Here is a 21,779-nt window from a genome sequence, read left to right as displayed (position 1 = left end):
GGTGACATGAGCAAGGCAAAAACCCTTCTGGTGGCCGTGGCCGGTGTCGTGGCTGCAAGCGGCTTTTTCATCTACAACACGGTGTCGGAGCCCACCACCTACGCAGCCTCGAAGGACATGGGGACCGTGGACTGGGAGGCGCTGGCCGCCTGGCCGCCGCTGATCGAGGTGCCGGACGTGGAAACCGTGCCGGACCCGGACCGCATCTTTACCATGATCGTGCTGGACGATTCCGGTTCGATGGGGTCCGACTTGGAACAGGCCAAGGCCGCGGTGCTGCAGGCCGTGCGCATGATGGACACCAACGACAGGGTGGGGGTCCTGGCGCTGAACGCCGGGTTGGTCCTGCCCTTCGAAACGGTCGAGGATGCCGCAGACATCCTTCCGGGCAGGTTGTCTCCACTGCGCTCCACCGGCTCGACCCCGCTCGGGCCGGCCCTGTCAGCCGCCCGTGACCTGCTGTCCGAAGAGGCGGCGCGCTCGCGCTCTTTCGGCACTTATCGGATCATCGTCACAACGGATGGCGCGGCGGACGATCCCGACCTGCTGGTGCGCGAGGTGATCGAAACGGTGAACAAGACTCCGGTGCAGGTCGCCACCATCGGCATCGGCATCGGGCGGCGCCACGTCCTGAACGCCGAGGGCCACACCAGTTATGTCGCGGTGGACGATGTCGGCAAACTGGCCCAGGCGCTGCAGGCAGCGGTTGCCGAGAACGCCAGTTTCGATCCGATCACCGCCTTTGAGGGGGGCAACTAGGGCATGGGCCGCGCACTGCTGCAATGGGACGAATGGAGCCCGGGACTGGACACCGACGACATGACCCTGGCCGAGGTGCTGGCGACCATGCCCGCCGCCGAGGCCGAGGATGTGCCGGAGATCATTCGGAAGTACGAAAATCCCGAGAGCCCTGACGCGCTGCCCGGCGCCATCAGCCTTGCCCGGCATGACTGCATCCACGTCCTTTTGGGCCGGGGCCTGCATGTCCAGGACGAGGCCTTCATCATCGGGGCGACGATGGGCGCGGCCTCGGACATCACGGATGAGGCGGTCGACACCTTCATCCATGTGTCCACGACGCTTTACCCCAAGGTCTGGCAATTCAGCCCCGAGCACATCCCCAGCTATCGACTGGGGGTGGGCTATTCCATCGACAACCTGCCGAACCGGGATCTGCACCTTGTCCCGCTGGAGGAAGATCCCTGGCAGTCGATGACCGTGCGCGAGGTGCGCAGGCATTTCGGCATCGTCAAGGAAGAGCTGCGCGCCTATTTCCGCAAGGCCGAACTGCTGGTGCCGGGCACGCGTGCCTCGCGGCGGCTGGATACTTCGGCCCAAAGGCGCGACCAGTCCTTGAGCTACCGCGACAGCGATGACTGACGGTCAGGCCGGTTCCGCCTGCATCAACCGGCAATCCAGCCGGGGGAGAACATGCGGCCCGGCGGCCCGCGCCATCGCCCAGGCAAGGGCGAGGTTGCTGCCGAAGACCGGCAGGCCCAACTCCCGTTCCAGCGGTCCGATCACCTCCAGCGTGCGCAGGTTGGTGCAGGACAGGAATATTCCGTCAACGTCCCCGTGCCGGGCGACCTCACGCGCGGCGGCGACGACGCTGTTTCCCGAGATGCGTGCGACGTTGGCCTCGATCGCCTCGCCGAAATGCACGGCGCGGGTGACATTTGTCCCCCTGCCGGCCAGGGCATCGCAGACCGGCTGCGCCACGTCCGGGCGATAGGGCGATACCAGTCCCAGACGTTGGATACCCAGGTGACGGCAGGCGTCGCGCGCGGCGCTCAAGGGGTTGCATACGGCACCTGTCCGGCAGGCGCCGTTCACCAGTTCCGTCACGCGGTCGGTGCCGATCATCGTGGTGCCCGAGGTGCAGCCATATCCGACGGCGGCAAACTGCGCCGCGGGCGGCAAGAGCGCGGTCACGCGCGGCAGGTCCGCCTCCATCCGGCCCAGTGTTTCCGGCGTTGCCTCGGCCCCCGAGGGAATGCGCGTTACATGGAGGGCGACGTCCGCACCGGGAAAGATGCGGCGGAAATCACTTTCGATGGTCTCGTCCACATGCAGGACGATCAGACCCAGGCGGATTGTCTCGGGGGCGTCGAGGTCGAAGGGAAAGCCGGTCATATCCCGATCTCTGGCAGGTCGAAAGGCGCGCGTTCCGTCAACAGTTCCGGCCCGTCGGCGCGCAGCACGATATCCTCTTCGTGGACAAGGATCCGACCCGGCGCGATCTCGACAGTGGGTTCCAGCGTCAGAACCATGTTCTCGCGCAGGGGGGTGCGGTCCCGATCGGTGAAAGAGGGCCATTCGGTCAGCGTGATGCCCAGTCCGTGCCCCAGCCTGCCGCCGCCGGGCGTCGCGCCGCGTTCAGACAGGGCGCAGGTCAGCAGCCGGTGCGCATCCCGCGCGGTCATGCCGGGGCGCAGGCGGTTCAGGGCAACTTCTGTCGCCTCGTACAGCGCGTTTTGCGCGCGGCGGGTGTCGTCATCGGGGGGGCCGATGCTGAAATTCCGGTCGAAGTCGCAGAAATACCCGTTCTTCACCGCGCCCGTGTCCAGCATCAGAACGTCGCCGCGTTGGACCGGGACGGACAGGGGTGGCGAGATCACGTCGCCATAACCGCCCGGACCGGCACCGCCCGCGGTGTAGCTGACCCAATCGGCCCCGGCCTCCAACAGGGCGCCCTGGAAGCCGCGAAAGATCGCGTCAAGATTGCGCTCGGCGGCGACGATGGCGGGCACGGCGTCAAAGGCGCGCGCGGCGAGGGTGCAGGTCTCGCGGATGGCGGCGATTTCCAGCTCGGACTTGATCTCTCGGACGCGCTGCACCGTGTCCGTTGCGTCGGCAAAGGCGCGGGGGGCGAGCGCTGCGGTCAGGCGGCGGTAGTCGGCCAGCGGCATCCGCAGGCTGGTCTCCAATCCCATCGGCAGTCCGATCCGTCCCCTTTCCGGCACCAGCGCGGCCAGCGTGTCGGTCAAGAGGCCGATGCCGTCGTCCACCGGGTCAGGCGCGGGCCAGGTGCGGATCTCGCCCAGATGGCACTGGCCCATCAGGTGGGCGCCGATCTCCGGGATCACCGCGACGGGGTCTCCCTTGGCGGGCAGCACGATGAACCAGGGACGGGCCGGGCTTTCCCAGAAGCGGGTCAGGAAGCCCGTCAGGTAGAAGACATCCGCGGCGCCGGTCAGCAAGAGCGCATCCTCGCCCGCCTCGGCCATGCGGGCCTGCAGCGCGGTCCAGCGGCGGCGGTATTCACCCGCGCCGAAACCGGGGCGCCCGTCAGCCATCCTCGGGGCCTTCGCTGAGCACTGCAAGCACCCGTGACTCTGTCCCGATCCCCGGCAGCCCGGCAACCAGCGCGGCCAAGCCCGCCCCGCCCGACGTGGTGGTGGCCAGCCCGCGCCGGGCCAGCGTGGCGACACCATCCTGCGCCTCGGCTTCGGTGATGGTCGCAAATCCGTCCGCATCCCGCGACAGTCCGGCCAAGGCGATCATCGAAGGCGTCTTGCAGTCGAGGCGCCCCATGCAGGATACCGGCCCCTGTGCGGTCACGGCGCGGCCTGCGCGGATGCTGTCCCGCAGGGCAGGGGCGGCTTCCGGCTCCACGACGACGATCTGTGGGGCATCCCCCCAGGCGGCGCGAAAATGCGCAGCGAGGGCAGCGGCCATACCGCCGACGCCGGCCTGCAACAGGATATGCGAGGGCGGTTCGGGTACCTGATCCACGGCTTCGGCGGCCAGTTGCAGGTAGCCCTCCATGACCGCCAGCGGCGGATCGGTGTAGCCCTCCCAGGAACTGTCGGACAGCAGGGTCCATCCCTTGTCGGCGGCGGCCTGTTCGGCGGCGGCCATGCTGTCCTCGTAGGTGGCGCCCGCGCGCACCACCTCGGCGCCCTTGGCACGCAGCCGGTCGGCAAAGGCCCCTGGCACGGAGTCGGCCAGGTAGATCACCGCGCTGGCGCCAAAGACGGCGGCCCCGGTGGCCACCGACAGACCGTGGTTGCCGGCGCTGGCCGCGACATAGGTGCGGCCAGCGGCCGAGGGCGGATCGCCGCCCGCATCGCAGGCGTCTCGTGCGATGGCATAGGCGGCGCCAAGCGCCTTGAAACTGCCCAGGCCCATGCGCTCGCTCTCGTCCTTGATGTTCAACACGGCCACACCGCAGGCGGAGGCCAGTTCTGGCGCATCATGCAGCGGCGTGGGCGCATGTTTCGGGCAACGCGCCAGCAGGGCCGAGACGGGTGCCGGATCAGAGGCGGGCAGGGGCCAGTCCTGCAAAATCCCCTTGCCCCGGAACGGGTTTGGCTCGATCTCTGGCACGTCGCTGACCTCCGGCGCGGTTTCGCATTCCCGCCGAGCCTAGGCGCATTCCCCTGACCGCGCAATCGCGGTGGGACAGGCCGTCAGCCGCCGGGGGCCGGCTCCGAGAAATGGTCGGGAAAACGGGCACGCAGCACGTCAAGGCGGCTGATCGTGCCGGAAAGATGACTGCGCATCGCCTCTGTTGCCGCCTCTGCATCGCCGGTCTCGATCCCGGTTAGGATGCGTTTGTGGTGGTCCACGATGTCGGCCATCTTGCCCTCGGACGGAAGATCCAGCCTCTGGCAGCGTAGCAGGTGGCCCATCCGCCGGACCAGCATCTGCTGCAGGTTGGTCATGCCGACCCCGGCGAACAGCGTCCGGTGATAGGCGCGGTCCAGTTCGTAGAACATGCCCATCTGTTCGGTGTCGCCGACAAGGGTCTCCTGCATCCGCACGATGGCGCGGGCGCGGCCCTGGATCGTCGGCTGCGGGGCCAGGGCGAGGCGGCGCACCACCTCGGTTTCGACGGCAATGCGCAGGAATTGTGTTTCGTACAGTTGGTCGACGTCGATCCGGTTCACCACGGTGCCCGACTGAGGCATGATCCGCAGCAATCCGTCCTCTTCCAGCCGCTGCATCGCCTCGCGCACGGGGGTCAGGCTGACGCCGTATTCCTGCGCAAGCGCGTTCCGCGAGAGCGAGGTGCCGGGCGGGTAGTCCAGCGACACGATCTTGCGGCGCAACGCGTCATAGACCGTCCCCGCCGCCGAGGTCGGGGCGCTTTTTGCCGTGTCGCCAAAGCTTTGTTCAATCGAGGCCATCATCGGACCACTCCCTGCGCCCACCCTGCGAATGACGAGGATCTAGCAGGGCGGCGTTGGTATTCAATCAAGATTGACCGGTTGTATCAACTAATATATTAGTTTGGTCAGCTGCCGATATACCCGCGTGAGAAAGCGTGACGCGCAGCGAAGAACGGGAGGAATTTATGAAATTCGATATGCTCAAGACGCTGTCCAGGGCAGGGGTCGTGGCGGTCGCAGCCCTGGCCACGGCCAGCGCGGCCACTGCCGCGGACCGCGTGCTGAAGATCCAGACTTCGTCCAACGCCAGCCACGCCTCGCTGGCCTACCTGAACGAGGAATGGGTGCCCAAGCTGGAGACCATGACCGGTGGGTCGCTGACGGTCGAACTACTGCCGATCAACGCGGTTGTGCCGCGCCGCGAAACCCCCGAAGCCATCGGTGTCGGCATCCTTGACGGCGATCTGACCTCGATCAACTATTTCGCCGGTGTCGATCCCGCCTTTGCCCTGATGGGTGACTTGATCGCCGGGTACGACTCCGCCGACCAGATCCAGGCCTTTTGCGCGCAGGGCGGCGGCAAGGAAATGCTGCAAAAGCTCTATGACGAACATTTCCCGGGCGTCCATGTGGTCGGCTGCGGCGCCTATGCGCGCGAGGCCTTCGTCTCCAAGGTGCCGGTGCGCGGCGTGGCCGATCTTGAGGGTCTGAAGATCCGCTCGCCCGAGGGGCTGGCTGCCGACGTGTTCAAACGCGCAGGCGCCGCGCCGGTCTCGATGGCCGGGTCGGAAACCTACGGCGCGCTCGAAAAGGGCGTGATCGACGCGGCGGACAACTCTGCCTATGCCAACAACGATGCCAACGGCATGCATAAGATCGCCCAGTACCCGATCTACCCCGGCATCCACTCGACCCCGATCCTGCAATTCACCGTCTCCGAGCAGGTCTGGGAAGAGCTGACTGAGGCAGAGCAGGTCGCGCTCGAGACCTGGTATCTTGCGGCCTACAACGGTCTGCGCCAGCATTTCGACCGCCTCGACCGCCAGCTTGTCGCCCGCGACAAGGCCGAGGGTGAGATTACCGTCATCGACTGGCCGCAGGAAGAGCGCGACAAGTTCCGCAAGATCGCCCAGGAAGCCTGGGAAGACTTTGCCGCCGGGTCGGACCTGGCCAGGGAAGTCTACGACGCGCATGTCGCCTTCATGAAGGAGGCCGGCCTGCTCTGAGGCTCGCCGCAATTGACAGGGGCACGCCCGCCAGCCGCGGGCGTGCCATGCCGCGCCCAAGACACCGGACCAAGACACAATTTGACGCGCCACAAGACCGTCCCGCATCCCGGGGACGGCCGGGATAGGAACATCGAGCGATGACGCGCAACCTAGACGACGCCCTGGACCAGACCGAGATCGAGATCGGCGCCCAGGACCCGCTGCACGAAGAGGCGGACCTGCCGCGTTCGCAATACACGGTGGTCGAGCATACCAGCCACATCACCGGCATCGCCATTTCCACCTTCTACATGGTCGCGGCTCTTGCGACCCTCTGGGAGGTGTTTTCCCGTTATGTCCTGCACGCGCCCACCTACTGGGCCTTTGAAACGGTCATGACCATCGTCGCCGCCGCATGGATGTTGTCGGCCGGCTACGTCACCATGAAACAGCGCCATATCGCGATCACGGTGATCCACAACATGGCCAGCAAGGCGCAGCGCTGGTGGCTGGAACTTTTCGCGATGATCGTCGGTATCATCGCGCTCTACATGCTGCTCAGCGATGCCTCGATCCGGGCCTATGACAGCGTCGGACGGATCGAGAAATCGGGCTCTGCCTTCAACTCGCCCATGCCGATGATGATGAAGAGCCTGATGGTCATCGGCGGCTTCATGTACCTTGCCCAATTGATGATGAACCTGCATCGGCACCTGTCGAGCAAGCCCGCCAAGCTGGCGGTCAAGGTGGTTGGCGGGTATTTCATCCTCTATTTCATCTCGGCTTTCCTGGCGCATGTGCTGGACGTGCAGATCGCGGTGATGTTCTCGGACTTCATCACCGAGATCGGCAAGGCGATGGACCCGTCCAAGGCGCTGAAACTGCGCGAGATGGATCTGGGCACGATCTCGATCATCATGGTGGTGCTGCTTGTCGCGCTGATGATGACGGGCATGCCGCTGGGCATCGTGACGCTGTTTGTCTCGGTGGTCATGGCGATTGGCTTCTTCGGTCCGCGCGGCCTGTTCCTTGTGTCGTCCAACGCCGTGGGCCTGCTGGAACACTACAGCCTGGTTGCCGTTCCCTTCTTCGTTCTCATGGCCTCGATCCTGGAACGGGCGGGGATTGCCGAGGATTTGTTCGATGCCATGTCGATCTTTGCCGGCAACCTGCGCGGCGGTGTGGCGGTTCAAACCACGGTCGTTGCCGTGATCCTGGCCGCCATGTCCGGCGTCATGGGCGGCGAGATCGTGATGCTGGGCCTTGTGGCGCTGCCGCAGATGTTCCGCCTTGGCTATGATCGCAAGCTGTCCATCGGGCTGATCTGCGCCTCGGGCGCGCTGGCCACGCTGATCCCGCCGTCGATCATCATGATCGTCTACGGCCTGGCGGCAGAGGTCGGTATCGGTGATCTCTTCATGGCCGGAGCCATCCCGGGGATCATGCTGGCGGTCTTTTACGCGGGCTACGTCCTGCTGCGGGTGAACCTGAACCACAGCCTGGCCCCCACCGCCGCCGAAGTGGCCGAGATCACCGGATCGGAACAGAAGCTGTCCAGGGATCGCATGACGGCCGTGATCCTCTGCATCCTGCTGATCGCCTCCGTCATGGGGTCGATCTATGGCGGCATCGCTTCGGTGACGGAAGCCGCGGCCGTGGGCTGTATCGGGGCGCTGTTCATCGCTGCTGTGCGCCACAAGTTCCAGTGGGACGTGCTGTCGGCCGCGATGCTGGGCACGATGACCACGGTCGGCACCATCATCTGGCTGGTGCTGGGCGCGGTCAGCTTTGTCGGCATCTTCAATCTCGTCGGCGGCGGAGAGTTCATGCGCTCGCTCTTCCTTGACCTCGGGCTGTCGGCGCTGGGCACGGTGCTGGTGATGATGCTGATCCTGATGGTGCTGGGCACGTTCATGGAATGGATCGCCATCGTGCTGATCACTGTTCCCGTCTTTGCGCCGGTGATCATGACGCTGGCGCCCGACCTTGGCCTGACCGAGGATCAGGCCAAGATCTGGTTCGGCATCCTTTTCGTCATGAATATCCAGATCTATTTCCTGTCGCCGCCTTTCGGACCGGCCTGTTTCTGGCTGAAATCCGTGGCGCCCAAGGATGTGACCCTGCAGGAAATCTTTCTGGCGGTGCTGCCCTTCATCGGGTTGCAGGTCGTCGGCCTGCTGCTGGTGATGTTCTTCCCGCAGATCGCGCTTTTCCTGCCTGAATTCCTGAACTGAGGAGAGACCCAATGATCGGACGCGACAGTCACGAAGACATCAACGGTTACGGAATCTGGCCCTGGGTCTTCGGTCTTGCGCTTGCGGCGCTGATCGTCTTCCTGATGTTCCAGTACGCACAACCGATTTCCTGAGAAAGACCGGACAATGACCAAGAAACCCGAAGACCTCCGCTCTGCCCGCTGGTTCGCGCCGGATGACCTGCGTTCGATGGGGCACCGGTCACGCGCAATGCAGATGGGGCTGGACGGCGAAGACTGGGAAGGCAAGCCGGTCATCGCCATCATCAACACATGGTCCGACCTGTCGCCCTGCCACCACCACCTTCGCGACCGCGCCGAGTTCGTGAAGAAGGGCGTCTATCAAGCGGGTGGCATGCCGGTCGAAATGCCGGTACACAGCTTTTCGGAACAGTTCCTGAAGCCGACTTCGATGCTCTACAGGAACATGGGCGCGCTGGAGGTGGAGGAGACTCTGCGCGCCCACCCCATTGATGGCGTGGTCTTGCTTGGTGGCTGTGACAAGTCCACCCCGGCGCTGGTCATGGGGGCGGTCAGCATGGGGCTTCCCTTCATCTTCATGCCCGCAGGTGCCATGTTGCGCGGCAATTACGCCGGGCAGAAGCTGGGCTCTGGCACGGATGTCTGGAAGTACTGGGACGAACGTCGCGCAGGCACCATCGGCAAAGAGCAATGGATGGGCGTGCAGGGCGGTATCGCCCGCAGCTATGGCACATGCATGACCATGGGCACCGCCAGCACCATGATGTCGATTGCCGACGGCTGGGGCCTGACCCTGCCGGGCGCCTCGTCGATTCCGGCACCGGACGCGGGACACAAGCGCATGGCCGCCGCCTGTGGCCGCCGCGCCGTGGAAATGGTCTGGGAAGACCTGACACCGGACAAGATCATGACGCCGGAATCCACGCGCAACGCGGTCACCGTGGCGATGGCCACCGGCTGTTCGACCAATGCCATCATCCACCTGATCGCGATGGCGCGCCGCGCCGGGATCCCGTTGACGCTGGAAGACCTGGACGAGATTGGCCACGGCACGCCGGTGATCGCCAACATCCGTCCCTCGGGCAAGGAATACCTGATGGAGGATTTCTTTTATGCGGGCGGTCTGCCGGCCCTGATGAAGGAACTGGGGGGCAAGCTGGACCTGTCGGTCATGACCGTGAACGGCAAGACGATGGGCGAGAATATCGCCGAGGCGGTCAACTACAACGATGACGTGATCCGTCCGCTGTCCAACCCGGTCTACCACGAGGGATCGCTGGCGGTTCTGCGGGGCAACCTTGCCCCCGATGGCGCGGTCATCAAGCCGGCGGCGATGGACCCGAAGTTCCAGAAACATTCCGGACCCGCCATCGTTGCCGACAGCTATGCCCAGCTCAAGGAGATCATCAACGACGAGGATTACCCGATGACGCCGGACCATGTGATGGTCCTGCGCAACGCGGGGCCGCAGGGTGGACCGGGGATGCCGGAATGGGGCATGATCCCGATGCCCAAGGCGCTGCTGAAACAGGGACATCGCGACATGCTGCGGCTGTCGGATGCGCGCATGTCGGGCACCTCCTACGGGGCTTGTATCCTGCACGTCGCGCCCGAGGCCTTCGTCGGCGGGCCGCTGGCCCTGATCGAGACGGGCGACATCATCGAGATCGACGTGCCCAACCGGGTGCTGAACGTGCGTCTCACGGACGAGGAGCTGACCGCGCGCCGTGCCAACTGGACGGCGCCCGAGCCACGCTTTGAACGCGGCTATGGCTGGATGTTTTCGAAACATATCGAGCAGGCCGACAAGGGATGCGACTTCGACTTCCTGCGCTCCGAGTTCGGTGGACCGGTACCGGAACCGGAGATCAACTGACCTTTTCCCTTGCAATGGCCGCGGACCTGTTCCGGGGCTGTTGCCGACAGACGATCCCGGCGGGGGCCGGGACTCAGGAGCTTTGACATGACCGAATTGAGCCAGGCCCTGACGGGCGTCTCCGGAATTCTCGTCACCCCGTTCGACAGCGCCGGAGAGATCGCGCCGGACCTGCAAAAGCCGGTGGTGGATCGGGCGGTTGCCGCGGGCGTGCACGTCCTGACTGCCAATGGCAACACCGGCGAATTCTATGGTCTCACCGCGGACGAGGCCTGCGCGATGGTCGCGGCCGCCGGGGCTCATATCGCGGGGCGGGTGCCGATGGTTGCGGGTGTCGGCCGTGGCGTGCGCGACGCGGAGCGCCTGGCCGGGGCCTCGCACGCCGCTGGCGCCGCGGCCCTGATGATCCACCAGCCGCCCGATCCCTTCGTCGCGCCCCGCGGTCTTGTCGATTATGTCCTCGCGGTTCGAGAGGCGGGGCAGGGGTTGCCGATCATCCTCTACCTGCGCAACGATGCCATCGGCACCGATGCCATCGCCGCGCTCTGCAACGTCGAGGGCGTCGTCGGCGTCAAATGGGCCACGCCCAACCCGATGAAGCTGAAGGCCGCTATCGCCGCCTGTCCCGATCACATCATCTGGACCGGCGGCCTGGCCGAGGTCTGGGCGCCTGCCTTCTACGCCGTGGGCGCGCGCGGCTTTACCTCGGGCCTGATCAACGTCTGGCCGGAACGCTCCGTGGCGATCAACACCGCGCTGGAAGGCGGCGACTACGCCGAGGCGCGCCGCCTGATCGCGGAAATGCAGGTCTTCGAGGACATCCGTGCCGAGGACCAGGGCGGCGCCAACGTGCCTGGCGTCAAGGCGGCTTTGCAACTGATGGGCGAGGATTGCGGCAGCGCCCGCCCGCCCGCGGCCTGGCCCCTGACCGACAGTCAGATGACCCGCCTGCGCGCTTTCATGACAACCAACGGCCTGATCTGAGGACCAAATCCATGAGTGACACCCCGATGAACCCGGAAACCAAGTCCAAGCTGGAACAGGTTTCCGTCGCAACACTGGCCACCGCGCTTTACAAGCGGGGCCTGCGCCACCAGGTCATCCAGGACGTGCGCCCCCTTGGCCAGAAGGGCCGCAACATGGTCGGGCCCGCGTTTACCCTGCGCTACATGCCCGCCCGCGAGGACCGCAACCAGCTGGTCGAGTTCCGCAACCCCGACCATCCCCAGCGCAAGGCGATCGAGACCTGCCCGCCCGGGCACGTCATGGTCATGGACAGCCGCAAATCGGCCCAGGCCGCGAGCGCGGGCGACATCCTGATCACCCGGCTGATGGTGCGGGGCGGTGCCGGTGTCGTGACCGATGGTGGCTTTCGCGACGCCATGAACATCGCGAAACTGGACATGCCGGCTTATCATTCACGCCCTTCCAGCCCGACCAACCTGACCACAAACGAGGCCATCGACATCAACGTCCCCATCGGCTGCGGCGATGCGCCGGTCTTTCCCGGCGACATCGTGGTGGGCGACGATGACAGCGTCATCATCATCCCCGCGCATCTCGCGGACGAGATCGCGGACGAGGCCATCGAAATGACCGCTTACGAGGATTTCGCGCTCGAACAGGTCCAGAACGGGCAGACGATCATCGGCCTCTACCCGGCCACCCAGGAGGAAAACCTCGAGAAGTTCGCCGAGTGGCGCAAGGCGAACAACCGCTGATGCCCGCCGCGCCGGTCATCCGCCTTGACCCGCGCGACAATGTGGTTGTCGCGCGGATCGCGCTGGCTGCAGGCACCGAGATCCCGGAGGAAGGGGTGACCGCCCTGCAGGATGTGCCGGCGGGCCACAAGCTGGCCACGTCGCACATCGCCAAGGGCGCGCCGGTGCTGAAATATGCCACGGTGATCGGCTACGCCGGAGAGGACATCTCTCCCGGCACCTGGATGCACAGGCACAACGTGCTGGTGGACGAGATCCAGAAAGACTATCGCTTCGGCAAGGACTACATCGCGGCGGAACTGCTGCCCGAGGATCAGCGCGCAACCTTCCAGGGTTTCGAACGGGCGGATGGCCGGGTAGGCACGCGCAATTATATCGGTGTCTTCATCACGGTGAACTGTTCGGCCACGGTTGCGCGCAAGATCGCGGCCTATTTCGACGACGAACGGTTGGCCGAGTTCCCCAATGTCGACGGCGTCGCGCCCTTCATCCACAATCAGGGGTGCGGCATGGAGGCAACGGGTGAGCCGATGGACCTGCTGCACCGGACGCTAGCCGGGTACATCCGGCATCCGAACATGGCGGGCGCGGTGGTCTGTTCGCTGGGGTGCGAGCGCAACTCGCTGGAACGGTTCTTTGCGGATACCGCTCTGGAAACCGGGCTTATGCTGCGCACGGTCCGGATGCAGGACGTCGGCGGTACGGCGGCAGCCATCGAGGCGGGCAAGGCGGCGGTGCGCGAGATGCTGCCCGAGGCGAACAAGGCCATGCGCAGCCCGCAGCCCGCCGCGCATCTCAAGATCGGGCTGCAATGCGGTGGCTCGGACGGGTTTTCCGGCCTCAGCGCAAACCCGGCACTGGGCAGGGCGGTGGATATCCTGGCCCGTCACGGCGGTACCGCGATCCTGTCGGAGACGCCCGAACTCTACGGGATCGAACACACCCTGACGGCGCGGGCGCGGGACGAGGAGACGGGCCGCGCGCTTCTCGACCGGATCAAGTGGTGGCTGGACTATACAGACGGGAGGGATGTCCAGATGCAGGGGGGGGTCGGCCCCGGCAACCAGGCGGGTGGGTTGGCCAACGTGATCGAGAAATCGCTGGGCGGGGCCAAGAAGGGCGGCATGACCGGCATAGAGGCGGTCTATCGCTACGCCGAACCGGTCACGGTGCGCGGGCTGGTCTTCATGGACACGCCGGGGTACGACCCGGTGGCAGCCACCGGCCAGATCGCAGGCGGCGCCAACCTCGTCTGTTTCACCACCGGTCGGGGCAGTTGTTTCGGGTCCTTTCCGGCGCCGACGATCAAGCTGGCGACCAACACGCCGATGTTCTCGCGCATGTCGGGGGACATGGACATCAACTGCGGCGCCGTCATCGACGGCGAGACAACGCTGGACGCGATGGGAGAGGCGATCTTCGACAGGATCCTGGCCATCGCCTCTGGCGAGACATCGAAAAGCGAGGCGCTGGGTGTCGGCGCCGAGGAATTCGCTCCCTGGCCCATCGGGGTCACAGGTTAACGAAAGGACAGATCATGCTGGACAAAAGCAGCTTCACCCCCCACGGCCGTCATCTGATCGCGGGAGAGTGGGTCTCTGGAGAGACGACCTTCACCTCGGAGCCGGCGCATGGCCCGGCGCATGACTATTCCGTCGGCACGCCGGCGTTGGTCGACCGGGCCTGCGAGGCGGCCGAGGCGGCCTTCTGGTCCTACGGCTACACGAGCCGCGAAGAGCGCGCCGCCTTTCTCAATGCCATCGCCGACGAGATCGAGGCGCGCGGTGAGCAGATCACCGAGATCGGCACGCAGGAAACTGGCCTGCCCGAGGCCCGCCTGCAGGGCGAGCGCGGCCGCACCACCGGCCAGCTGCGCCTTTTCGCCAGCCACATCCTCGACGGTGCCTACCTGGATCGCCGCCACGACACGGCCTTGCCCGACCGCCAGCCGCTGCCGCGCCCGGACCTGAAGATGGTCCAGCGCCCGATCGGGCCGGTCGCGGTCTTCGGCGCCTCGAACTTTCCGCTGGCCTTTTCCACCGCCGGCGGCGACACGGCATCGGCGCTGGCCGCCGGCTGCCCGGTGGTGGTCAAGGGGCACTCGGCCCATCCCGGCACCGGCGAGATCGTCGCCGAGGCCATCCATGCGGCCATCAAGAAGACCGGCGTCCATCCCGGCACTTTCAGCCTGATCCAGGGCGGCAAGCGCGACGTGGGCCAGGCGCTGGTGCAGCACCCGCTGATCCGCGCCGTGGGCTTCACCGGCTCGCTCGGCGGCGGCCGGGCGCTGTTCGATCTCTGCGCGCAACGCCCCGAGCCGATCCCCTTTTTCGGCGAGCTGGGCAGCGTCAACCCGATGTTCCTGCTTCCGCAGGCGGTGAAGGCGCGCGGCGCGCAGATCGGCGAAGGCTGGGCCGCCTCGCTGACCATGGGGGCCGGGCAGTTCTGTACCAACCCCGGCATCGCCGTGGTCGAGATGGGGGAGGCCGGCGACGCCTTTGTCAGCGCCGCCGCCGAGGCGCTGAAGGGCGTCGCGACCCAATGCATGCTGACCGACGGTATCGCGGAGGCGTATAAGAACGGTAAACAGCGCTTCGACACGCGCAACCCGGTGCGCCCGGTGCTGACCACCGACAGCGACGGCCGCAATGCCTCGCCCAATCTCTACGAGACGGACGCCGAGCATTACCTGCAGGATCATGCGCTTGGCGAAGAGGTCTTTGGCCCGCTGGGTCTTGTGGTGCGGGTATCCGGCCCGGACGAGATGGAGCAACTGGCGCGCGGTTTCGAGGGCCAGCTGACGGCGACGCTGCACATGGACGAGGGCGACACGGGGCTTGCGCAACGCCTGATGCCTGTGCTGGAGCGCAAGGCCGGGCGGCTGCTGGTGAACGGCTTTCCGACCGGGGTCGAGGTGGCCGACGCGATGGTCCACGGCGGGCCGTACCCGGCCTCGACCAACTTCGGCGCGACCTCGGTGGGCACCCTGGCCATCCGCCGCTTCCTGCGCCCGGTCTGCTACCAGAACCTCCCCGACGCCCTGCTGCCCGGCGACCTGCGATAATTCAAACGCCCCGGGGCCCTGACCGATTGCCGGCAGGGCCCCGGGGGGTGCTCGAAAAGATGATCACGGCTATCCTGCGGCGGAAGAACGCCAAAGGAACCGAACATGACCGAAAGACCGATCGTCTACCACATCCCCGTCTGTCCCTTTTCCCAACGGCTGGAAATCCTGCTGGCCCTGAGGGGCACCCCGGATGCGGTCGAATTCCGGGTGGTCGACATCACGAAGCCCCGCGATCCCGAGCTGCTGCGCAAGACCCGTGGTACAACGGCCCTGCCGGTGCTGGAAACAGCCGAGGGGCGTATCCTCAAGGAAAGCCTCGTCATTCTGCGCTACCTCGACGAGGTATTGCCGGGCGGCCCATTGCGCCGGGCAGACCCGTTCGACCATGCAGTGGAATCCATGCTGATTGCCCTTGAAGGCCCTTTCACGACGGCGGGATATCTGTTCGTCCTGAACCAGGACAGGGATCAGCGGGAAGCGCATCGCGACAAGCTGTTGGGTCTTTACCGTGACATCGACGGTTTCCTGTCCGAGCACAGCCCCGAAGGGCCATTCCTTTTCGGGGAATTCGGCCTGGCCGAGGCGGTGTTCACGCCGATGTTCAAACGCTTCTGGTTTCTCGACTATTACGAGGATTTCTCGCTGCCCGAGGGGCCGGAATACGACCGTGTCCGGCGTTGGCGCAGCGCCTGCATGGCGCATCCCGGCACCGATCAGGTCTGCGAAGAGGAGATCGTCAAACTCTACTACGACTACGCGGTCGGGGCGGGCAACGGGGCGCTGGTCGACGGGCGGAGCGTGTCCAGTTTTGCCTTCGAACCGCATTGGCGCGACCGGCCGATGCCGCCGCGTGACAAATACGCGGGCAGCGCCTCGGACGCGGATTTGGGGCTGGTCTGACCGCTGGTCAGGCCCGCTCCGCTTCGTCCTCCAGCAGGCAGGCCACCTGACGCCCCTGTCGGTTCAGCAAGTCGGGCCGGGTGCGGGCGCAGGCATCGATGCGTTTCGGACAGCGCGACTGAAAGAGGCAGCCCTGCGGCAGGTCCGTCGGGCTGGGCAGGTCTCCGGTCAGGATCTGCGGTTGCTGTTTCACGCGGGGATCGGGTACCGGAACCGCGGAAAGCAGCGCCTGCGTGTAGGGGTGGCGCGGGTTCGCCACCAGATCGGCCGCCGGTGCCATTTCCATCATGCCGCCCATGTACATCACCAGGATATCGTCGGAGATGTGGCGCACCACGCCCAGGTCATGGGCGACAAAGATCAGCGTCAGCCCCATCTCCACCTGCAACTCCTTGAGAAGGTTGATGACCTGCGCCTGGATCGAGACGTCGAGCGCCGAGACAGGTTCGTCGCAAAGCAGGATCTGCGGGCGGGCGATCAGAGCGCGGGCGATGCCGATGCGCTGGCATTGTCCGCCCGAGAATTCATGCGGGAACCGGTTCATGTTACGTTCGGCGATGCCGACGCGGTCCAGCATCTCGATCACTTTCTGCCGCCTCTGTCGGCTGTTCAGCTCGGGGCAGAAGTAGACCAGCGGTTCGGCCACGATCTCGCGGATGGTCATGCGCGGGTTGAGCGAGGCCATGGGGTCCTGAAAGATCATTTGCATTCGCCGGCGCAGTCTTTGCAGATCGGCCCGGCGGGCATAGTCGATGGGTTGGCCGTCCAGCGAGACGGTGCCGCTGTCATGCGGGCCAAGCCCGGCGATGGCGCGGATCAGGGTGGACTTGCCGCAGCCGGATTCGCCGACGATGCCCAGCACCCGGCCCGGCATCAGATCAAAGCCGACGCCATTGACCGCCTGCAGGCGCCGAGGCGGCGACCAGGGAAATCGTTGGCCCTGGCGGACCGGGAAGGTCACGCGCATGTCGCTGACCGAGAGGATGGGATCGCTCATGTCAGTTCCTCCACCGGGCGGATGCAGGCGCGGCCCTCGCGGAATTCGGGCAGTCCGTCGTGGCAGGCGGGAATGGCATCGACGCAGCGTGGCGCAAAGGGGCAGGCCCGGGGGGCTGCGGTCTGGTTCGGCGGACTTCCGGGTATGGCCGAAAGCGTGACATCGCCTTCGGTGATCCGTGGCACGGCGCGCAGCAGACCCCGGGTATAGGGATGCCCGGGCGCGTCGAAGATCGCGGGGGTCGGCGCAGCCTCCATCACGCGGCCACCATAGAGCACCATCGTATCGTCACAGAACCCGGCGACGACACCAAGGTCGTGGGTGATCAGCAGCACGGAAGTGCCCATGTCGCGCTGGATCTCGTCCAGAAGGGCCATGATCTGCGCCTGCACGGTGACGTCCAGCGCCGTGGTCGGTTCATCGGCGAGGATCAGCCGGGGGCGACAGATCAGGGCCATCGCGATCACGATACGCTGGCGCATCCCGCCCGAGAATTCGTGCGGATAGGCGCGCAGTCGGTTCCTGGCGTCGGGGATGCGCACGGCATCCATGACCTCCAGCGCACGTTTGCGGGCCTCGGCCCGGCTGGCGCCCTCGTGCAGTTCCACAACCTCGCCGAGCTGGCGTTCGATGGTCATGTAGGGGTTGAGCGAGCTCATGGGGTCCTGGAAGATCAGCGCGATCTGCGCGGCCCGCAGGGCATTCATCTGTGCAGCGGGCAGGGTCAGCAGGTCACGTTCGTCGAAACGGATCTGCCCGTCGATCTCTGCGTTTTTTGCCAGCAGACCCATGATGGCGAGGGCGATCTGGCTCTTGCCAGAGCCGCTTTCGCCCACAAGCGCAAGTTTCTGACCCTCGGCCATGTCGAAACTGACATCGTTGACCGCGTGCACCAGACCGTCGCCGGTGCGAAAGCGGATCCGGAGGTTTTGTACCGAAAGCAGGGTCATCGGCGGTCCTTGGGGTCGAGGGCGTCGCGCAACCCGTCGCCGATGTAATACAGCGAGACCTGGGCGATCACGAAGAAGGCGGCGGGGAAGGCCAGTTGCCAGAGCGTGCCGAAGGTCATGGTCCGCGCGCCCTCTGAGATCAGCGCGCCCCAGCTTGTGTTCGGCTCCTGAATGCCGACACCCAGGAAGGAAACCAGGCTTTCGGCCATGATGACCTCGGGGATGACGATCGAGGTATAGATCACGATCACCCAGAGGATGTTCGGCGCCAGGTGCTTGAAGATGATGGCGAGGTCGGACATGCCCAGCATCCGCGCCGCATCGACGAATTCGCGGTGTTTCAGCATCATGACCTGCCCGCGCACGATCAAGAGGCCGGCGGTCCAGTTCACGATGATGATGACAATGATCATCTGCGTCAGTGAGCGACCAAAGAAAGCCTGCCAGACGACAAAGAAGATGATGTAGGGGATCGAGATCCAGATCGTGTAGAGCCCGGTGATAATCTGGTCGAGGCGCCCGCCGAAGTAGCCCGCCAGGGCCCCCAGCGTGGCCCCCAGCAGCACCGCCAGCGGACCGGCGACAAAGCCGACCATCAAGGAGGTGCGCGTGCCCTGGACGACGCGGGCATAAAGGTCGCGGCCCAGTTCGTCGACACCGAACCAGTGACCGTTTTCCAAGCTGGGGGCGCCTTCGGTCTTGATCCTGCCCAGGACGTTCCAGTCGATCTCCTCGAAGCTCCAGCGCGCAAGGTGATGCCCGAAGAGCGCGAAGAGTACCAGCGCCAGCAGCATGAATACGGAAAAGACCGCCAGCCGGTGTCCCAGGAAGCGGCGCCGGGCATCCGCCCAGAACGACCGCGAGACGATCATCTCTTCGGCGACGGTGTCGGCGAAGTCCTTGGAGTTGAGGTGTTTACGGGCGTCCGTCACAGGCTGCTCCGCACCTTGGGGTCGATCCAGGCATAAAGCAGGTCGAGCATGAGATTCAGGGCAAAGGTCAGAAGGCTGTAGAGGATCGCCAGCCCCAGAAGCATGGAGTAATCGCGGCTATAGGCGCCGTCGATGAAATCCTGCCCGATGCCGCCGGTGGAAAAGAAGACGTCGATGAAGACCGATCCGGTGATCATGTAGACAAAAACCGGGCCCATGTAGGTCAGCGTCGGCAAGAGCGCCGGTTTCAGCGCATGCCGCCAGATGATGACTCGTTCCGGCAGGCCCTTTGCGCGGGCGGTCTGGATAAAGGGCGCGTTCAGCACCTCCAGCATGGAACCGCGTGTCAGGCGGGCGACGCCCGCCATGTAGGATGTCCCCAGCGCGATGGCGGGCATGACGATGTATTCCCATTGCCCGCCGTTCCAGCCCCCCCCGGGCAACAGTCCCCAGGACAGGGTGAAGAGCAGCACGAGGATCGGGGCGAGAACGAAATTCGGAAAGATCTGGGAGAAGATGGCAAGCCCTGTCATCGTGTAGTCCCAGATGCTGTTGTGGCGCAGCGCGGCGATGATCCCCAGCGGGATGCCCAGCACCAACACGAAGACCGCCGACCAGAACCCGTAGGTCAGCGTGACCGGGAACCCCTGGGCGATCACGTCGTTCACCGTTCGATCCTTCTGGGCGAAACTGGGTCCGAAGTCGAAGTGGAAGACGATGTTCTTGATATAGGTCCAGAGCTGGACATAAAGCGGCTGATCCATGCCGTAGCGTTCCAGCACGTTCTGCATGACCGCAGGCGGCAGCGGCTTTTCAGAGGTGAACGGACCACCGGGCGCCAGCCGCATCAGGTAGAAGGAAAAGACGATCAGCACCATGAGCGTCGGGATCACCGTCAGCAATCGGCGCAGCGTGTAGTTGAACATGGGGGAACCGGATCCGGGGTTCGAGCAATGTGACCCCGTCCCGGGCCTGTCCCGGGGCCCCCGCGCCGGTGGAACCGTGCAGAGGCCCCGGATGCAGTCCGGGGCGGGGGATGCGGGAAAGCGACGCGGCGCTTACTCGGCGACCTTGTAGAGGTCCTTGGCGTACCAGTTCTGCTCGACATTGTTGACCGGCCAGCCCTTGATCTGGTCGCTCAGCATCATGTTGATCGAGGCGTGAAAGATCGGGATCACCGGCATTTCCTGGGACAGGATCTCTTCGACTTCGAAGTAGAGAGGACCGGCATCCTGCGAGGATTTGGCCTCTGCCATCAATTCGTCGACGCGGGCGTTGGAATACTTGCCGTCGTTGTAGCCCGACTGCGATGTCAGCAGATCGAGGAAGGTGGAGGCCTCGTTGTAGTCGCCGCACCATGCGCCGCGGGCAAGTTCGAAGTTCTGGTTGCCGCGGGTTTCCAGGAAGACTTTCCACTCCTGGTTCTCCAGCGTCACCTCGACACCCAGTTTCTGCTTCCACATCTGGCTGGCCACGATGCCGATCTGCTGGTGGCTTTCGGAGGTGTTGTAGAGATAGGTGAAGGACAACGTGTCGCCGTCCGGACCGTACCCCGCTTCTGCCAGCAATTCCTTGGCTTTCGCGTCGCGCTCTGCCTGGGTCATGTTGGCATAGTCGATCTCGGGCACCTCGAAACCGTCGGTGGCGCCGGGGGTGAAGTTATAGGCCGGGAATTGGCCGCCCTGCAGCACGCGGTCGACGATCACGTCACGGTCCAGCGCGTAGGACAGCGCCTGGCGGACGCGCACGTCCTGAAACGGCTCGGGGCCGTCCTTGAGATTGAAGGTCATGTAATAGTTGCACAGCCGCGGCACGGCATAGGCCTGGTCGGGGAACTCTTCCTTCAGGGCCGGATACTGGCCGGAGGGAATGTCCGTCTTGTCGACCTCTCCTGCGCGCCAGCGGGTCAGGCCCTGCGCTTCGTCGCCGATGACCAGCGTCACGACCCGTTCCAGCACGGTCTTGTCATTGTCCCAGTACATCTCGTTGCGCTCGCGCACCGACCGTTCCTTGGGGACATGTTCGGTCAGGACATAGGCGCCGTTCGAAACGATGTTCTCAGGGCGGGTCCATTCCTGGCCGTGTTCCTCGATCGCCCATTTCGGCGCCGGGAAGGTGGTGGCGTGCGTGACCATCTTGGCAAAATAGGGCAGCGGCTGGCTCAGCTGCACCACCAGCGTGTGGTCGTCGGGGGCCGAGACGCCGAGGTCGGTGATCGGCTTTTCGCCCGCGATGATCGCGGCGCCGTTCTGGATCGACATCAGTTCCATGTACCAGGCGTAGGGCGAGGCCAGTTCGGGATCCACCGCGCGCTGCCAGGCATAGACGAAATCGCCGGCGGTGACGGGTTTGCCATCCGACCACTTGGCATCGTCGCGCAGGGTGAAGGTATAGGTCATGTTGTCTTCGCTGACCGTGTGGCTGAGGGCGACGCCCGGCACGATCTCGCCGTCGGCGTTCTGGTTGTAGAGCCCTTCGAAGAGATCACGCACCACTTCGGAGCCGTTCACATCCTCGACCACCTGCGGGTCGAAAGAGGAGAATTCGTCGAGCACGCGGTAGGTGAAGGTCTGGTCGGCTGCCAGTTGGGTGCCCTCGGGGACGTCGGCGGCAAAACCGGCCGTCATCAGAGTGGTCGACAAAAGAAATGGAACAATCGCGGAACGATATTTCATGGTTCTCCCCAGGGTTGGATGTTCTCGCGGCAAAGCGTGCCCGAGTTGCAGGACCTTGCAAAGGCTTTTTCTGGCTGCCCGCAGGCCCGTCGGCCGGACAACC

General features: G+C 65.1%; 20 protein-coding genes. 11 read left to right on the top strand and 9 right to left on the bottom strand.

Features of this window, described 5'->3' with window-relative positions:
- The first annotated feature begins 6 nt into the window (after positions 1-6).
- Together ACQY5B_RS14235 and ACQY5B_RS14230 are read left to right on the top strand one after the other, a co-directional pair.
- Complete coding sequence (locus ACQY5B_RS14235) at positions 7-759, top strand: vWA domain-containing protein (protein WP_305971642.1); 753 nt, start codon at positions 7-9, stop codon at positions 757-759.
- Positions 760-762: 3 nt separating this feature from the next.
- The gene (locus tag ACQY5B_RS14230) at positions 763-1,380 is read left to right on the top strand and encodes a hypothetical protein (RefSeq protein WP_420324760.1); all 618 of its coding nucleotides are present in this window, start codon (positions 763-765) and stop codon (positions 1,378-1,380) included.
- A 3-nt stretch (positions 1,381-1,383) separates the two neighbouring features.
- On the opposite strand, the gene ACQY5B_RS14225 is transcribed toward ACQY5B_RS14230, so the two are convergent.
- From ACQY5B_RS14225 to ACQY5B_RS14210, 4 genes are all read right to left on the bottom strand, one after another.
- The gene (locus ACQY5B_RS14225) at positions 1,384-2,133 is read right to left on the bottom strand and encodes a maleate cis-trans isomerase family protein (RefSeq protein ID WP_420324761.1); all 750 of its coding nucleotides are present in this window, start codon (positions 2,131-2,133) and stop codon (positions 1,384-1,386) included.
- A complete protein-coding gene (locus ACQY5B_RS14220) occupies positions 2,130-3,296 on the bottom strand; it encodes a M24 family metallopeptidase (RefSeq protein ID WP_420324762.1) in 1,167 nt (388 codons plus the stop codon). The genes ACQY5B_RS14225 and ACQY5B_RS14220 overlap by 4 nt, the downstream gene beginning before the upstream one ends.
- The gene (locus tag ACQY5B_RS14215) at positions 3,289-4,329 is read right to left on the bottom strand and encodes a pyridoxal-phosphate dependent enzyme (RefSeq protein ID WP_420324763.1); all 1,041 of its coding nucleotides are present in this window, start codon (positions 4,327-4,329) and stop codon (positions 3,289-3,291) included. Before ACQY5B_RS14215 ends, ACQY5B_RS14220 begins: the two co-directional genes overlap by 8 nt.
- Positions 4,330-4,412: 83 nt before the next feature.
- Positions 4,413-5,135, bottom strand: a complete 723-nt coding sequence (locus ACQY5B_RS14210; protein WP_420324764.1) for a GntR family transcriptional regulator — start codon at positions 5,133-5,135, stop codon at positions 4,413-4,415.
- 164 nt (positions 5,136-5,299) lie between these two features.
- Between ACQY5B_RS14210 and ACQY5B_RS14205 the strand changes: the two genes are divergently transcribed.
- The 9 genes from ACQY5B_RS14205 (at position 5,300) to ACQY5B_RS14165 (ending at position 16,122) form a co-directional block, all read left to right on the top strand.
- A complete protein-coding gene (locus ACQY5B_RS14205; RefSeq protein ID WP_420324765.1) occupies positions 5,300-6,340 on the top strand; it encodes a TRAP transporter substrate-binding protein in 1,041 nt (346 codons plus the stop codon).
- A 140-nt stretch (positions 6,341-6,480) separates the two neighbouring features.
- On the top strand, positions 6,481-8,556 hold the full coding sequence (locus ACQY5B_RS14200; protein ID WP_420324766.1) for a TRAP transporter large permease subunit: 2,076 nt from the start codon (positions 6,481-6,483) through the stop codon (positions 8,554-8,556).
- Between the two features lie 11 nt (positions 8,557-8,567).
- On the top strand, positions 8,568-8,690 hold the full coding sequence (locus ACQY5B_RS14195; RefSeq protein WP_420324767.1) for a dihydroxy-acid dehydratase: 123 nt from the start codon (positions 8,568-8,570) through the stop codon (positions 8,688-8,690).
- Positions 8,691-8,703: 13 nt separating this feature from the next.
- A complete protein-coding gene (gene araD, locus ACQY5B_RS14190) occupies positions 8,704-10,434 on the top strand; it encodes an L-arabinonate dehydratase (RefSeq protein WP_420324768.1) in 1,731 nt (576 codons plus the stop codon).
- Between the two features lie 87 nt (positions 10,435-10,521).
- Positions 10,522-11,418 carry a dihydrodipicolinate synthase family protein gene (locus tag ACQY5B_RS14185; protein WP_420324769.1) on the top strand — a complete coding sequence of 299 codons (897 nt, stop codon included), beginning with the start codon at positions 10,522-10,524 and terminating at the stop codon, positions 11,416-11,418.
- Between the two features lie 11 nt (positions 11,419-11,429).
- Positions 11,430-12,155 carry a ribonuclease activity regulator RraA gene (locus ACQY5B_RS14180; RefSeq protein ID WP_305971652.1) on the top strand — a complete coding sequence of 242 codons (726 nt, stop codon included), beginning with the start codon at positions 11,430-11,432 and terminating at the stop codon, positions 12,153-12,155.
- Positions 12,131-13,678 carry a UxaA family hydrolase gene (locus tag ACQY5B_RS14175; RefSeq protein WP_420324770.1) on the top strand — a complete coding sequence of 516 codons (1,548 nt, stop codon included), beginning with the start codon at positions 12,131-12,133 and terminating at the stop codon, positions 13,676-13,678. The genes ACQY5B_RS14180 and ACQY5B_RS14175 overlap by 25 nt, the downstream gene beginning before the upstream one ends.
- 14 nt (positions 13,679-13,692) lie before the next feature.
- Positions 13,693-15,219, top strand: coding sequence for an aldehyde dehydrogenase (NADP(+)) (locus ACQY5B_RS14170; RefSeq protein ID WP_420324771.1), 1,527 nt, complete (start codon positions 13,693-13,695; stop codon positions 15,217-15,219).
- Positions 15,220-15,324: 105 nt separating this feature from the next.
- Complete coding sequence (locus ACQY5B_RS14165; RefSeq protein WP_420324772.1) at positions 15,325-16,122, top strand: glutathione S-transferase family protein; 798 nt, start codon at positions 15,325-15,327, stop codon at positions 16,120-16,122.
- 7 nt (positions 16,123-16,129) lie between these two features.
- On the opposite strand, the gene ACQY5B_RS14160 is transcribed toward ACQY5B_RS14165, so the two are convergent.
- The 5 genes from ACQY5B_RS14160 to ACQY5B_RS14140 form a co-directional block, all read right to left on the bottom strand.
- A complete protein-coding gene (locus ACQY5B_RS14160) occupies positions 16,130-17,119 on the bottom strand; it encodes an ABC transporter ATP-binding protein (RefSeq protein WP_420324773.1) in 990 nt (329 codons plus the stop codon).
- Complete coding sequence (locus ACQY5B_RS14155; protein WP_305971862.1) at positions 17,116-18,069, bottom strand: ABC transporter ATP-binding protein; 954 nt, start codon at positions 18,067-18,069, stop codon at positions 17,116-17,118. Before ACQY5B_RS14155 ends, ACQY5B_RS14160 begins: the two co-directional genes overlap by 4 nt.
- Positions 18,066-19,001 (bottom strand): ABC transporter permease, encoded by a 936-nt coding sequence (locus ACQY5B_RS14150; protein ID WP_420324774.1) that lies wholly within the window; start codon positions 18,999-19,001, stop codon positions 18,066-18,068. The genes ACQY5B_RS14155 and ACQY5B_RS14150 overlap by 4 nt, the downstream gene beginning before the upstream one ends.
- Positions 18,998-19,927, bottom strand: coding sequence for an ABC transporter permease subunit (locus tag ACQY5B_RS14145; protein ID WP_420324775.1), 930 nt, complete (start codon positions 19,925-19,927; stop codon positions 18,998-19,000). Before ACQY5B_RS14145 ends, ACQY5B_RS14150 begins: the two co-directional genes overlap by 4 nt.
- 132 nt (positions 19,928-20,059) lie before the next feature.
- Positions 20,060-21,676, bottom strand: coding sequence for a peptide ABC transporter substrate-binding protein (locus tag ACQY5B_RS14140; RefSeq protein ID WP_420324776.1), 1,617 nt, complete (start codon positions 21,674-21,676; stop codon positions 20,060-20,062).
- Positions 21,677-21,779 lie beyond the last annotated feature (103 nt).

The sequence above is a fragment of the Antarctobacter sp. genome, from assembly GCF_965277915.1.
In the GTDB taxonomy this organism is placed as follows: domain Bacteria; phylum Pseudomonadota; class Alphaproteobacteria; order Rhodobacterales; family Rhodobacteraceae; genus Antarctobacter.
The sequence above is the reverse complement of the archived record's forward strand: the minus strand, read 5'-3'. Positions and strand labels throughout refer to the sequence as shown.